Annotated in this window: 13 protein-coding genes; 5 read left to right on the forward strand and 8 right to left on the reverse strand. The window is 68.7% G+C overall.

The window, feature by feature from the left end:
- Positions 1–2: 2 nt before the first annotated feature.
- On the reverse strand, positions 3–989 hold the full coding sequence (locus AC1MED_RS00225; RefSeq protein ID WP_346958846.1) for an ABC transporter permease: 987 nt from the start codon (positions 987–989) through the stop codon (positions 3–5).
- Between the two features lie 364 nt (positions 990–1,353).
- Entirely contained in the window at positions 1,354–1,941 is a 588-nt protein-coding gene (locus tag AC1MED_RS00230) for a TetR/AcrR family transcriptional regulator (protein WP_479786722.1), read from the reverse strand.
- A gap of 230 nt (positions 1,942–2,171) precedes the next feature.
- Between AC1MED_RS00230 and AC1MED_RS00235 the strand changes: the two genes are divergently transcribed.
- The 3 genes from AC1MED_RS00235 to AC1MED_RS00245 all read left to right on the forward strand — a co-directional run bounded on the left by AC1MED_RS00235 (position 2,172) and on the right by AC1MED_RS00245 (position 4,652).
- A complete protein-coding gene (locus AC1MED_RS00235; RefSeq protein ID WP_479784789.1) occupies positions 2,172–2,732 on the forward strand; it encodes an NAD(P)H-dependent oxidoreductase in 561 nt (186 codons plus the stop codon).
- Between the two features lie 130 nt (positions 2,733–2,862).
- Complete coding sequence (locus AC1MED_RS00240) at positions 2,863–4,155, forward strand: aminotransferase-like domain-containing protein (RefSeq protein ID WP_479784791.1); 1,293 nt, start codon at positions 2,863–2,865, stop codon at positions 4,153–4,155.
- A 65-nt stretch (positions 4,156–4,220) separates the two neighbouring features.
- The gene (locus tag AC1MED_RS00245; RefSeq protein WP_346958843.1) at positions 4,221–4,652 is read left to right on the forward strand and encodes a universal stress protein; all 432 of its coding nucleotides are present in this window, start codon (positions 4,221–4,223) and stop codon (positions 4,650–4,652) included.
- 57 nt (positions 4,653–4,709) lie between these two features.
- On the opposite strand, the gene AC1MED_RS00250 is transcribed toward AC1MED_RS00245, so the two are convergent.
- On the reverse strand, positions 4,710–6,311 hold the full coding sequence (locus tag AC1MED_RS00250) for an AMP-binding protein (protein WP_479784792.1): 1,602 nt from the start codon (positions 6,309–6,311) through the stop codon (positions 4,710–4,712).
- Between the two features lie 224 nt (positions 6,312–6,535).
- Here AC1MED_RS00250 and AC1MED_RS00255 point away from each other — a divergent pair, with 224 nt between their 5' ends.
- On the forward strand, positions 6,536–6,874 hold the full coding sequence (locus tag AC1MED_RS00255) for a hypothetical protein (protein ID WP_346958841.1): 339 nt from the start codon (positions 6,536–6,538) through the stop codon (positions 6,872–6,874).
- A gap of 183 nt (positions 6,875–7,057) precedes the next feature.
- Here the strand turns inward: AC1MED_RS00255 and AC1MED_RS00260 are convergent, their stop codons facing one another.
- The 4 genes from AC1MED_RS00260 to AC1MED_RS00275 all read right to left on the reverse strand — a co-directional run bounded on the left by AC1MED_RS00260 (position 7,058) and on the right by AC1MED_RS00275 (position 12,135).
- The gene (locus AC1MED_RS00260; RefSeq protein ID WP_479784793.1) at positions 7,058–8,602 is read right to left on the reverse strand and encodes a dihydrolipoamide acetyltransferase family protein; all 1,545 of its coding nucleotides are present in this window, start codon (positions 8,600–8,602) and stop codon (positions 7,058–7,060) included.
- A gap of 11 nt (positions 8,603–8,613) precedes the next feature.
- Positions 8,614–9,594 carry an alpha-ketoacid dehydrogenase subunit beta gene (locus tag AC1MED_RS00265; RefSeq protein WP_346958839.1) on the reverse strand — a complete coding sequence of 327 codons (981 nt, stop codon included), beginning with the start codon at positions 9,592–9,594 and terminating at the stop codon, positions 8,614–8,616.
- Positions 9,591–10,868 (reverse strand): pyruvate dehydrogenase (acetyl-transferring) E1 component subunit alpha, encoded by a 1,278-nt coding sequence (gene pdhA / locus AC1MED_RS00270; RefSeq protein WP_479784795.1) that lies wholly within the window; start codon positions 10,866–10,868, stop codon positions 9,591–9,593. Before pdhA ends, AC1MED_RS00265 begins: the two co-directional genes overlap by 4 nt.
- Positions 10,869–11,016: 148 nt before the next feature.
- Positions 11,017–12,135 (reverse strand): histidinol-phosphate transaminase, encoded by a 1,119-nt coding sequence (locus AC1MED_RS00275; protein ID WP_479784797.1) that lies wholly within the window; start codon positions 12,133–12,135, stop codon positions 11,017–11,019.
- 59 nt (positions 12,136–12,194) lie between these two features.
- Between AC1MED_RS00275 and AC1MED_RS00280 the strand changes: the two genes are divergently transcribed.
- Positions 12,195–12,623, forward strand: coding sequence for a phage holin family protein (locus AC1MED_RS00280; protein ID WP_479777506.1), 429 nt, complete (start codon positions 12,195–12,197; stop codon positions 12,621–12,623).
- Here AC1MED_RS00280 and AC1MED_RS00285 read toward each other — a convergent pair.
- Positions 12,620–14,023, reverse strand: a complete 1,404-nt coding sequence (locus tag AC1MED_RS00285) for a hypothetical protein (protein WP_479784799.1) — start codon at positions 14,021–14,023, stop codon at positions 12,620–12,622. The genes AC1MED_RS00280 and AC1MED_RS00285 overlap by 4 nt on opposite strands.
- Positions 14,024–14,075 lie beyond the last annotated feature (52 nt).

Consider the following 14,075-nt stretch of genomic DNA (forward strand, 5'->3'; position numbering starts at 1 on the left):
GGCTACTGCACCCGCACTCTCGGGTCGACAAGGGTGGTGGCGAAGTCGGCGAGGATCGCCCCGATCGCGAAGATCACCGAGCCGTAGGCGAGCGTCGCCGTGGCCGCGTTGACGTCCTGGAGCGCGATCGCGTCGATGCTCCAGGAGCCGACGCCGTGCCAGGCGAAGATCTTCTCGGCGAAGAACCCGCCGGCGAAGATGGCCGGGATGGTGAAGGCGATGCTCTGCGCCACCGGGATGAAGGACACACGCAGGGCGTGCCGGGTGATGGCCTGGTTGCGGGTGAGTCCCTTGGCCCGGGCGGTGCGGACGAAGTCCGCGTTCACGTTGTCCAGCAGGTACTGCCGCTGGGCGATCTGGTACGCGCCCCAGCCCACGATGGTGATCGCGAAGGTGGGCACCGCATAGTGCGCCAGCATGTCGAGGAATTGGACCCAGCCGTCACCGTCCAGCCCGGGCGTCGAGATCCCGGTGACGAACAGGACGCGTTCGCCCACGGTCTCGTTGATGTTGATGGCGCCGAGCTGGACCAGGAAGTAGGCGATCGGGGCCGGCACGATGTACACGAGGTAGCTGTAGGAGGTGATCGCGCGGTCGGAAAACTTGTACTGCCGGGCCGCGGTGTAGACGCCCAGGGCGACGCCGATGATCAGGGTCAGGATGATCGATGCCAGGAACAGCCGGGTGGAGATCCAGACCCGGTCGCCGAACTCGGCGTTGACGAACGCGCCGTTGGGGCTCCGCCCCCAGTCCCAGCGGGTGACGATCCCGGTGAGCCAGTCCACGTAGCGCTCCCAGGGGCTCAGCGCCGGGTCCAGGCCCTTGAGCCGGAAGGAGTTGGCGATCTGTTCGGGCGTGGGACGCGGGATTTTTTCCTGCTCCAGCAGCGCCGGCTGGAGGCTGGTGACCGCCAGGAAGTACCCGGCGCTGGTGGTCAGGAAGATCATGAACGCATACGTGACGGCACGTTTGGCAAGGTATCGGAGCATGCGGCTAGGTCAGGATCGCCGTGGCCTGCGCGGTTCCGGACGCCGCCGGGCCGGCTGGACCGGCCTGTCCGCAGGCCGGGGTCATGACAACATTCACAGCGTGGATCCTTCCGTCGTCCCCCCATAAGGCAGCGGGGTGTCCGCTGCCGATCCGGGATCTCGGCCAGCGGGTGCCTGGCCGCCCGCAGGCCTTGCGGCTAGCCCAGTCGGGCTATGTTGCGGGTCACATTCCAGAGGAAACTACCACATAGGTATCGCGGGGAAGCGCGTCAAAGGCGGCGAAACGATATGTCCACTACCAGATCGTTATGAATAACTCAGTTGAATGGATTTGACTTGGCGGTCTCCGCGCCGGTCGGTTAGCCTACGCGCCGCGGACCACGCGCGTCACCAGCTCCCGCCACGACTCGACCAGCCGTTCCGGGGAGACGCCATGGACCCGGACCGAATGCAGGATGCGCTCCGGTTCGAGGGTCACACTCAGGGCGCCTGCCATCAGCCAGGGATCCGCGGTTACCCCGGCTTCGCGCAGCAGCAGCTCCAGATGCCTGTGCCAGAGCACCGCGGCGGGAACATCGAACCGGTTGTAGGCGGACACGTCCGCCGCCCGGGCAAGCTCACCGTATTCCAGCACCCAGGCGATCCGCTCCGCACCGAAGGCAATGAGCCGGTCAAGCGGCGGGGCGCCCGGTCCCAGCGGTGGCGGCCCGAACATAAAGCGGCCCTGGAACTGGGCTTCGGCGTCGCTGAGCAGGGTCATCATCAGGCCCGCGCGGCTGCCGAACCGCCGGAACACGGTCCCCTTGCCCACCCCCGCCCGCCCGGCGAGGTTCGCCATAGTGAGGCCGTCGGCCCCGCACTCCTCGACCAGCTCCCGCGCGGCCCGGAGCAGCAGCTCGCGGTTGCGGGCCGCGTCACGGCGCTCGGAGTCGGCGGTCCGCCCGGCAGCCAGGCCGGCGGCCCCGCCGGCCGAAGGGCCCGCGGGAGGGCCCTGGGCACCGTCAGAGGTACCCGCGGTACCGGGCACCGTCCCCACGGGGCGGATTGGGATGAGGCTCACACCGCCCATTCTAGTACCGGGGAATAATAAGCGGACCGCAGTCCGTTTAGATGGATGAAGGCCTCCAAGCCTCCAAGACCATCCAGCCGCCGGAGCCTCCGCGGCGCGATACGAGGAGTCCCATGACTACCAACACCGTTCTCACCCTGGTCGGCAGCCTGCGCGCCGGCTCGACCAACGCCCAGCTCGCCGAAGCCATCCAGCTCAACGCTCCCGAGCAGGTCGAGGTCGTCATCCACGAAAGCCTCGGCAACATCCCGTTCTACAACGAGGACATCGACGTCGAGGGCCAGGTTCCCGCCGCCGCGGCCGCGCTGCGCGCCGCCGCCAACGACGCCGACACCCTGCTGCTGGTCACCCCGGAATACAACGGCACCGTTCCCGCGCCGCTGAAGAACGCCATCGACTGGCTTTCCCGCCCCTTTGGCGCCGGCGCCCTGAACGGCAAGCCGACCGCCGTCGTCGGTACCGCGTTCGGCCAATACGGCGGCGTCTGGGCCCAGGACGAGGCCCGCAAGGCCGTGGGCATCGCCGGCGCCCAGGTGCTGGAGGACGTCAAGCTCGCCGTCCCAGGTTCGATGGTCCGCTTCGCCGAGGTCCACCCGAAGGACGACGCCGAGATCGTGGAGCAGATCAAGGGTGTCTTCGACGCCCTGGCCGAAGGCCGCACCGCCGCGGCCTGAGCCAGGCCCCGGCAGGACCGACACCCCCGTCAGCGACCTCCGCTGCCGGGGGTGTCCTGCGTCCCGGCATCCCGTTGGATTTGTGAACAAAAGTTTTCCCTGTGACAACGATGGCCTGTATCCTAGGACTGTGACCCACGAAACACTTGATGCCGCCGCAGAGTTCCTTCCGGCCGAGGCAATTGACGCAATCGAACGTGCGGCTACGTCCGCCCACCGCCACGAGAGGCTTTTCTCGGAGCGCGCAGCCAATATCAAGCAATCCGCCGTCCGGGACGTCTTCGACATCTCCCTGCGCCCGGGCCTCGTCTCCCTGGCCGGCGGCAGCCCGTACCTCCAGTCCCTCCCGCTGGAGCGCCTCGGCCAGTCCGCCGCCAAGATCATCGCCGAACAGGGCATGACAGCGCTGCAGTACGGCGGCGGGCAGGGCACCGAGGAGCTCCGCACGCAGATCTGCGAGGTCATGGCGGCCGAAGGGATCCTCGACGCGAAGCCCGAGAACGTCGTCATCACGGCGGGCTCACAATCGGCGCAGGACGTCGCGACCAAGGTTTTCTGCAACCCGGGCGACGTTGTCCTCGTCGAGGATCCCACCTACGTCGGCGCACTCAACACCTTCGAGGCCTACCAGGTGGAGGTGGGCACCGTCCCGATGGACGAGAACGGAATCATCCCGGACCTCCTTGAGGCCAAGATCGCCGCCCTGCAGACGGCGGGCAAGAGCATCAAGTTCCTGTACACGATCCCGAGCTTCAACAACCCCTCCGGCATCACCCTCGCCGCCGAGCGCCGGCAGCAGGTCGTGGACATATGCCGCAATGCGAATATTCTGGTTCTGGAGGACAACCCCTACGGGCTGCTGCGCTTCGACGGCCAGCCGCTGACGCCGCTACGGGCCGGCAACCCGGACGATGTCATCTATATGGGGTCGTTCTCCAAAATCTTCGCCCCCGGCCTGCGGATCGGCTGGGCCCTGGTCCCGGCGCACCTGCAGCGCCGCTACTACCTTGCCTCCGAAGCCGTCACCCTCTGCCCGCCCACGCTCAACCAGATGCTGGTCTCCGCCTACCTGCGCGACTACGACTGGCAGGGCCAGATCGCCACCTACCGCGGGCTGTACCAGGAACGCTGCGAGGCCATGCTGGCCGCCCTGCAGAAGTACATGCCCGAGGGGCTGAGCTGGACCCGGCCGGAGGGAGGCTTCTTCGTCTGGGTCACCCTGCCCGAGGGCGTGGATACCTACCCGCTGTTGCAGAAGGCCATCGACGCGGGCGTCGTCTTCATTCCCGGCGCAGCATTTACGCACTCGGACGAGCCCTCCAACAAGCTGCGGCTCGCCTTCAGCGCGGTGCCGCCGGACGCCATCGAGGAAGGCGTGCGCCGCTTGGCACCGGTACTGCGGGAAGCCATCGCGGCGTTGTAGCCTGAATCATTGCCGTGGACTGAACCGCGCCTGACCATATTCATGCCTGACCAGAGGAGTCGCATATGACCGGAATCATCGTTGTCGGCGTCGATGGCAGTGAAACAGCCCTGAAGGCCGCCCACACGGCCCGGGACCTGGCCGTTTCCCTCGGCGCCACCCTGCACGTGGTCAGTGCTTTCGACAGCGACCGGACCGAGGTGTTCGGCAGCGGCAGCGACCGGTGGATTGTCTCCGACGCTGACGACGCCGAGAAGGTCGCCAAGGGCGTCGCCGAGAGCCTGCGCACGGCGGAGATCAATGTCACCTACTCCGCCGCCCGGGGCAAGCCCGCGGAGGCGCTGATCCAGGAAGCGGAGCGTGCCGGCGCGCAGATGATCGTGGTGGGGAACCGCAGGATGCGGGGCCTGGGGCGCGTCCTGGGGAGCGTTGCGAACAGCGTGGCCCACAACGCCCCATGCGACGTCTACATCGCCAAGACCGACACCCCCGATTAGCAAGCACTCCAATGGAGTAAACCGGCGGAGCCGGCGCGCAGTGCCAGGGCAGTACGCCTAGGGCTGCGGCGCCGGCTCCGTCGTTTTAAGCATCCGGCGCAGGATCTTGCCGGAGGATGACTTCGGCACGGCCTCGATAAACTCCACCCGCCGGATCTTCTTGAACGGGGCCACCCTCGCGGCGACGAATTCCTCCACGGCGGCCGCGTCCAACTGATCGCCGGCTGCGCCGGGCTGCCGCACGACAAAGGCCATCGGCACTTCCTGGCCGTCGGCGTCGGCGGTTCCGATCACGGCAGCGTCGGCGATGCCGGGGTGGGTGAGCAGCAGGGCCTCAAGCTCGGCCGGTGCGATCTGGTAGCCCTTGTACTTGATCAGTTCCTTGAGCCGGTCCACGATCGAGACCACCCCGTCCGCCCGCACCGTGGCGACGTCCCCGGTGTGCAGGAAGCCGTCCGGGTCGAGGGTGTCCGCCGTTTCCTCCGGCCGGTTCAGGTACCCCAGCATCACGTTCGGCCCCCGGCACAGCAGGTGGCCCGGTGCGCTGGTTCCCTCCGCGGGGACCTCAATTTCTTCCCCCGTGGCCGGGTCCACCAGCCGGCAGTCCATATTCGGGACCGTGTAGCCCACCGAACTGACCGGAACGTCCGTCGCATCGACCGGGATCAAATGGGAAACCGGGCTCATCTCCGTCATGCCGTAGCCCTGGAGCACCCGGCAGCCCAGCCGCTCGCCTAGCCGCGCCCCCAGTTCCCCGTCCAGCGGCGCCGCGCCGGAGAGCGTCGTGTGCACCGAGCTGAGGTCATAGTCCGCCACCAGCGGGTGCTTGGACAGGGCCACCGCCACCGGCGGGGCGATAAACAGATAGCTGCACTTGTGGTCCTGGACCATGCGCAGGAATTCCGCGAGGTCGAACTTCGGGATGGTGACCAGGCGGGCGCGCTCCCGGAGGGCCAGGTTCAGCAGCACTGTCAGTCCATAGATGTGGAAAAACGGCAGCAGTGCCAGCAGCCGGTCGTCCGGCCGCACCTTGAGCAGCCCGCGGGACTGTTCCACGTTCGCGACCAGGTTGCGGTGGCTGAGCATCACGCCCTTGGGCCGCCCGGTGGTCCCCGAAGAATACGGCAGCACGGCTACGTGGCTTGCAGCGTCGAAGCTCACGTCCGGGGCCGTAGCACCGCTGCTGAGCAGATCCGCCAACGAGGGGTGTCCCTCGGCGCCGTCGAGCACCACCAGCCGCTCCGCGGGGATGCCCGCCTGGCCGGCCGCTTCCCGGGCGGCGGGCAGCAGCGCGGAGACCGTAAAGAGCCAGCTGGCTCCGGCGTCGGTGAGTTGCTTGGCGATCTCGTCGGCCGTGTACAACGAATTGACAGGCGTGACCGTGGCGCCGGCCCGGAGCAGCCCGTGGAACACGACGGTGAACGCCGGGATGTTCGGGCACAGGATGGCGGCGACGCCGTGGAGGCCCAGCCCCCGGGCGGCGACGGCACCGGCGAGGGCGTTGACCCGGTCGCGCAGCTCGCGGTAGCTGGTCTCCGCGCCGCTGGTGCCGTCGACGACGGCGACCCGGTCCAGGTCCGCCTCCTGCAGACCGCCGAAAAGGTACTCGTAGAGGCTGACGTCGGGAATATCTACAGCGGGGAACGGGCTCGAGAACACGCAAAATCTCCTTTGATCGGCGTTCGCCGGCTCGGCGGCGGCTGGTGCCACTCTAATCCCGCCGCGCAGCTTCCGGACAGGTTCCGCCGACTTGTCCCCCGTCACCACCCCTCGTGGGCAGTCTCACCCGCCTTTGTCGGCATCGGCGCCCTGCGCGGCGGTAAAATTGACGGTGCCCCCGATGGTGCGGACAGTCCTATCCGCCCACTTCTTCCGGAGGCACCATGCCCGCCCTTCAGCGCCGCCAGCTCGTCGGCCACGACATCCTGCTGGCCCGGCACGGCAACCACATCAGCACCATGCGCGTCGACCGCGCCGCCGGCCGGGTGGTTGCCTACCTCGACGACGGCTCCGTGGACAGTGCCCCGAACCTGATCTCCCCGGCCCTGCGGATGCCCGCCACCGTCCGGAGCGTGCTGCGCGAGGACTGGAAATTCCTGGGGGCGGTCACGGCCGCCAGTTTCGGTTTCGCCGGCGTGGTGTTTGCCGCCGCGGTTGCCGTGGCCGCCGGGGGCAGCGACCCGGCCATGAGCCAGCTGCTCGCCTCTTTCTCCGGCAGCTAGGCCGGACCTCGCGTCGACCTGCGACGTTCCCGCCCGGTTCTTCGGCCGCCCGTCGGCTTCCGGGTCCGCTCCGGGCCCGTAGAACCGCCGCTTTCCTCCGGCCCAGGTGGCCCCGGCCGGGAACAACCGGGCGGGAACGCAGGCAACCGGCCGAAAACCTGGGGCGCGCAGCCAGCGCCCGGCTTAGTCCAGCAGCAGGGCCGGCTCTTCCAGGATGGAAGCGACGTCGGCCATAAAGCGGGCCGAGAGGTCCCCGTCCACCACCCGGTGGTCGAAGGAGCCGCCCAGCGTGGTGATCCAGCGCGGGATCACTTCGCCGTCGAGCACCCAGGGCTTCTGCTTGATGGTGCCGAAAGCCACGATCGCCACCTCGCCCGGGTTGATGATCGGCGTGCCGGTGTCGATGCCCAGGGCACCGATGTTGGTGACCGTAAGCGTTCCGCCCTGCATCTGCGCCGGCTGGGTCTTGCCCGCCCGGGCGGTGGTGGCCAGCTCGTTGAGCGCCAGCGCAAGTTCCTTGAGCGACAGGTCCTGGGCGTTCTTGATGTTCGGCACCATCAGGCCGCGGGGGGTCGCGGCGGCGATGCCGAGGTTCATGAAGTGCTTGACGTGGATCTCCGCCGTGTCGCTGCCGTCTTCGGCGTCCACCCAGCTCGCGTTGACGCTGGGGTTGCGTGCCGCGGCCCAGATTACGGCCTTGGCGAGGATCAGCAGCGGCGAGACCTTGATGCCCTCGAAGTCGCGGGAGGCCTTGAGCCGCTTGACGAACTCCATGGTGCGGCTGGCGTCGACGTCCACAAAGATGCTCACATGCGGGGCCGCGAAGGCCGACTCGACCATGGCCCGGGCGGTGGCCTTGCGGACGCCCTTCACCGGGATGCGCTCGATCCGCTGTTCCTGGGGACGGCCGGTCTTGCCCCAGAACGAGTCCGCCTGGTCCAGCTCGGCGTCGCGCTGGGCCTGGTAGCTGACCAGGTCCTCCCGGGTCACCTCGCCGCGCGCGCCGGTGGGCACGACGTCGGCCAGGTCGATGCCGAGGTCCCGGGCGATTTTCCGGACCGGGGGCTTGGCCAGGACCCGGTTGACCAGGCCGGTGATGGCCCCGCCCAGTGTCGGGCGCGGGTCAATGCCGGCTGCGGGGGCATTGCGTTCCGCGTGGGATACGGCGTCCGGGCTGATCCAGATGTCGTGCGCCTCGACGGCGGGAGCGGGGGTGACCACCGGGGCGGGGGCCACCTGGGGGACGGCGGAGACTGCCCGGGCCGGCGACGGTGCGGCGATCCGGCGGCGGCGCTTGACGGCGTCGGCCTTGGGGCCGGAACCAACCAGCGGGCCGCCGGCCGGTGGCCCTCCCGGCTCCGCGGCGTCGGACGCGTCCAGCTTTCCGTACATCGGCGCCGCAGGAGCCGGCGTAGCAGAGGTGGCGGCCGGGGCAGGGGCCGCCACGTCGGGCGCCACAGGGGTGGCGGCCGGGGCAGCCGGCGCGTCGGCGTCGGAGACGCTGATGATCGGCGTCCCGACGTCGATGGTCACGCCTTCCGGGACGAGCAGCTCGGTGACGGTGCCGGCGTAGGGCGAGGGAAGCTCCACGAGGGACTTGGCGGTCTCGATTTCGCACAGCACGTCGTTGACGGCGACGGTGTCGCCGGCCTTGACCTTCCAGGACACGATTTCGGCCTCGGTCAGGCCCTCGCCCACGTCGGGAAGGTTGAACTTGTTTACGGTCATGGAGATCCCCGTCAGTAGGCGAGGGCGCGTTCCAGCGCCTCAAGGATGCGGTCGATGTCCGGCAGGTAGTCTTCTTCCACCTTGGCCACCGGGTAGGGCATGTGGAAGCCGCCGACGCGGATGACCGGGGCTTCGAGGGAGTGGAAGGCCCGCTCGCTGACGCGGGCGGCGATTTCGCCGCCGATGCCGCCGAACGTCGGTGCCTCGTGCGCCACGACCAGCCGGCCCGTTTTCCGGACCGAGGCGGTGACGGTGTCGAAGTCGATCGGCGAGATGGAGCGCAGGTCGATCACTTCGATGCTGTGGCCGTCCTCGGCCGCAGCCGAGGCGGCGGCGAGGGCCACGGGGACCAGCGGGCCGTAGGCCACCACGGTGGCGTCGGTCCCGGCGCGCAGCACGTGGGCTTTGAACGGGTCCGCGGACTGGCCCGGGGAGTCGGTGTCGACGTCGCCCTTGAGCCAGTAGCGCCGCTTCGGCTCGAAGACGATCACCGGGTCCAGGCAGTCGACGGCCTGCTGGATCATCCAGTAGGCGTCGTGCGGGTTGGAGGGGGTGATAATGCGCAGTCCGGCGGTGTGGGCGAACAGCGCTTCGGGGGATTCCGAGTGGTGTTCGATCGAGCCGATGCCGCCGCCGTAGGGGATGCGGATGACGACCGGGACGGTGAGGTTGCCGTTGCTGCGCGAATGCATCTTCGCCAGCTGCGTGGTGATCTGGTTGAAGCCCGGAAAAACGAAGCCGTCGAACTGGATCTCGCAGACCGGCAGGTAGCCGCTGAGCGCCAGGCCGATTGCGGTACCGATGATGCCGGACTCCGCCAGCGGGGTGTCCACCACGCGGTCCGCGCCGAACTCGCCGATCAGGCCGTCGGTGACACGGTAGACGCCGCCGAGGGGCCCGATATCCTCGCCCATCAGCAGGGTGCGGGGATTGTTGGCCAGGGTGGCGCGGAGGCCTTCGTTGATGGCCTTGGCAATGGTCATGGTGGTCATCGGCGCACCGCTCCGTCTGTATCTGCCGCGCTGGCCGGCCCGGGCGCTTCCGCCTCGTCGGCGAAGCCTGCGCTGTACTGCTCGAACCATGCCAGTTCTTCGGCCACCAGGGGGTGCGCCTCGGCGTAGGTGTTGGCGAAAGCCGTCCGGATATCCGGGCTGCCCAGGTCATGGATGGTCCTGCGGACGTAAGCCGCGAGTTCGTCGCCGTCCGCCTTGACCTGCTCAAAGAAGGCGTCGTCGGCGAAGCCTTCGGCACGGAGGTACTTCTCCAGCCGGTCCAGCGGATCCTTCGCCCGCCACTGTGCCTCCTCCTCCGAACCGCGGTACTTCGTCGGATCGTCGGCGGTGGTGTGCGCGCCGACGCGGTAGGTGAAGGCCTCGATCAGCACCGGGCTCTTGCCTTCGCGGGCGCGCTCGAGGGCCCATTCGGTGACGGCGTGCACCGCGATCACGTCGTTGCCGTCCACCCGGATGCCGGGGAAGCCGTAGCCCTTGGCGCGGTTGGAGAGCGGAATGCGGGTCTGGACGGTGGTGGGCACGGAGATGGCCCAGTGGTTGTTCTGGCAGAAGAACACCACGGGGGCGTTGTACGAGGAGGCGAACACCATGGACTCGTGGACATCGCCCTCGGAGCTGGCGCCGTCACCGAAGTAGACCATAACGGCAGCCTTGGGCTCCTGCGCTCCGGCCGCGTCCCCGTCGGCAGCGTGGGCCGCGCTGGCCGCGGCGAGCTTCTGGTCCCGCTGGATGCCCATGGCATAGCCGACGGCGTGCGGCGTCTGGGCGGCGAGGACCAGGGTGTAGAGGTGGAAGTTGGTGTCCTTGGGGTTCCAGCCGCCATTGGACACACCGCGGAACTGGCGCAGCAGCTCGGCGAGGTCGACGTTGCGGGTCAGCGCGACGCCGTGCTCCCGGTAGGTGGGAAAGATGTAGTCCTGCGGCTGGCTCGCCCGGCCGGACCCGATCTGCGCCGCCTCCTGGCCGGTGAGCGGAACCCACAGGGCCAGCTGGCCTTGGCGCTGGAGTGCGGTTGCCTCGACGTCAAAGCGGCGGATTTTGGCCATGTCGGCGTAGAAGCCGCGGAGTTTTTCGGCGTCGAGCCGTGCGGCGTACTCGGAGAACACCGGATCGGTGCCCATGCTGCCGTCCGGGCTTAGCAGCTGGACCATCGGGACGTCCGGATCGCCCAGCACGGCCTCGGCCTGCGCCTCGAGCTGGTCATCCACTTCGGTTCCGTCGAACTCGGTAGCGGGCAGATGTGTGGCGCCCATACCGTCTCCTTGCCTGCCGCACCCGAATGCGCCGCAATCGCTGGGATATATGCCGGACCGGGCATGCATTCCTGGCCCGGCATATATATTGGCTTACTCGTCCCCTACTTTATCCGCAGGCCGCATGCCGCGGGTTTCGTGTTAAGCGCTAGGAACGCTGCGGGGGTTTTGTATAGATCGCACACAACTCCAGGAACCGGGTGTTGGCTTCGACTTCGCCGATGCTGACCCGTACCCCCTCGTTGCCGAAGGCGCGGACGGACAGTGCCCGCTCCCCCGCCAGTGCCGCGAATTCGGCAGTGTTGGCGCCCAGGTTGAGCCAGACGAAGTTGCCCTGGGCGTCCGGCACAAACCAGCCCAAGTCGCGCAGCCCGGCGGTCACGCGGTCCCGTTCGTCGACCAGGCTTTGTACCCTTTCTACAACCTCGCCGAAATGCTCGAGCGAGGTGACGGCCGCTCCCTCGGCGATCTGGGAAACCGCGAACGGCGTGGCGGTGACACGCAGGTGCTGCGTGAGGTCCGGCTGGGACACGCTGTAGCCCACGCGCAGTCCGGCCAGCCCGTGCGCCTTGGAGAAGGTCCTCAACACGACGACGTTGGGGTACTTGCGGTACATCTCGATGCCGTCGACGGCGTCCTCGGCCCGGACGAATTCCTGGTAGGCCTCGTCGATGACCACCACGATGTCCGACGGGACCGTCTTGAGGAACCGCTCGGTCTCCTCGGTGGTGAGGATGGGCCCGGTCGGGTTGTTCGGGGTGCACAGCAGGATCATCCGGGTCCTGGCCGTCACGGCAGCCGCCATCGCATCCAGGTCGTGCCGGCCGTCCGAAGTCAGCGGGACCTGCACGCTCTCCGCGCCGGCGAGGCCGACGCTGATGGGGTACGCCTCGAAGGAGCGCCACGCGTAGATGACTTCGTCGGCCTTGCCGTCGTCGTTCTGGCCGGCGAAGGTGGCCAGCAGCTGGTTGAGGGCGCCGAGGCTGCCGGCGCCGGTAACGATGTCCTCCGCCGGAACGTCCAGGAAGCCGGCGAGCGCCCCGCGCAGTTTGGTGCTCAGCGGGTCCGGGTAGCGGTTGAAGTCGGTCTGCGCGGCGATGGCCTGCTGCACTGCAGGAATCGGAGGCAGGGGGTTCTCGTTGGAGGACAGCTTGTAGCTTACGAGTCCGTCGACGGGCACCGGCGGTTTGCCGGCGGCGTAACGGGGAAGCAGGTCTACCACCGGCCGCGGGCGGATCCCGCCGGCCGGGTTGTCTGATGAAGTCATGCCCCATAGCCTACTTCGCCCTCCTGCCGGAAGGTCGGCCGATGTGACAGCATGAGGCCATGCGCTCACTCTTCGTGCGGGTCATCGTCAATGCACTGGCCCTATGGATTGCCAGCTGGATCCTTCCCGGGCTGGATATCTCCACTTCCGCCACCACCGGGGCCGTGGCCAACAGCGGCGTTACGCAGGGCACGGATGCGATCGGGATCATCCTGGCCTACCTATTCATCGGGCTCATCTTCGGAATCGTCAACGCCCTCGTCAAGCCGTTGGTGAGCCTGCTGTCGCTGCCGCTCACCATCCTCACGCTGGGGCTGTTCACCATCATCATCAACGCCGCGATGCTCTACCTCACCTCTTGGCTGAGCGCTTACACGCCGGTGCACTTCACCATCGATTCGTTCTTCTGGACCGCGGTCTTCGCCGCCATCATCATTACCGTGGTGTCCCTGGTTGCCGGCAGGCTGCCGGGCGGCCGCCGGCGCTAACCGGCCACGCCCAGCGGCACCGGTTTCACGGCCGGTCCTGTCCGCGGCGCGGACCGGGCCGTGGGCGGCTGGCCGGCCCGGCGGTCCGGCCCCGGAGCCGTGACCACGCCCTGCGCGGGCAGCGCCTCGCGGCGCAAGGAAAATCTGGTCACCGTCGCGGTGCCGCCCGCGCCGACTACCGCCGCCAGCGCCGCGGTGGACGCCTGCAGCGAGGGATCCCGGCTCGCCGAGACGGCCTCCGCCCCGTCCGCGTAGTTTTCCAGCCGGTGGCCGGGAGCGAGGCCAAAGTCCTGCGGCGGCGGCATGACCAGCTCATTGGTCAAGGTGACGGTCACCCGGTCCTTGGTGTCCGCGTTGGCCAGCCCGTCGGCTCCGGGCACCCAGTCGTTCTGGTGCTCCAGGTGCAGGCTCCCGATCCCCGGCTCCGGGGTGATGCCGCCGACCGGGGAACCGGCCGTCAGCACGAACTTGAGGTCGAACTCGGCCAGAAAGGCTTTGTCCCTGCTGAGGTTCATGGCATGGATGCCTCCCTGGCTGTAGCCGACCACGGCGAGCTGTTCGCCCGACTCCGCACCGGCCTGCCGCAGGGCCTGCCGGATGGCACCGGCCGTCGCCTGCGAGTCGTAGCCGAGTCCTTCGGCGATGCCCGCCGCATCGAACGGGTTCGTTCCCTCGGGCAGGCCGCCGAGCTGCGTTCCCGGCAGGATGACCGTCCAGGCGCGCCGGTTGCCGCCGTCGACCCGAATGACTTCAATGTCGCCGCTGGTCCGGCCAACCGCTTCCGCGCGCCGCAGCAGGCCCGCCGGGGACAGGTCTACGTTCGCAACGGCCGTTTCGCTGGCGACGATGGTGACCGGCCGCGGCCTCAGGAACTCCAGCCCGGGCGTTGTCGAGAGCCCCCGGATCGCGTGGCGGACGTCGGCAGGGCCGCTGAGTATGCCGACGGCCCCGGCCAGCGGAGCAGGCAGCCCCAGCAACAGGGCCAGACCACCGGGAGCCATGGCCATCCCGTGTTCGACCTGGTCGCGGACGCCGGGGAGTTCGAAGGGCCGCAGGGCGGAGCCGTACTCCGGGCCGGAGACCCCTATCCGGAGCAGCAGGGCGTTCCGGGCTTCGGTGAACTCGTACTCCCGGTGGCAGGCTTGGACCTGGGCCGCGATGCGTTCCAACTCGGCCCGGACACGGCCGACGTCCCGGCCGGCCTCCCCGACCGCGATGATGGCGTTGCTGCCGCTGCGGTAGGAGTCGGACTGGTAGTCGAACAGCGCCCGGCGGACGCCGTCGGCCTCTGCCTCCAGGGCGTACAGCTCGCGCACCACACCGTCCAGCGCCGCCGCGCCGGCGAGCAGTTCCTCGAACTGGAAGCTGAGGCCGCCGATCCCGCCGCGGATCCGCAGCATCCCATCGGGGGGCGGCGCGGACGGGCGGGGGACTTCTCCGGAGCCCGCCGGG

The organism is Arthrobacter sp. BI5, from assembly GCF_056680065.1.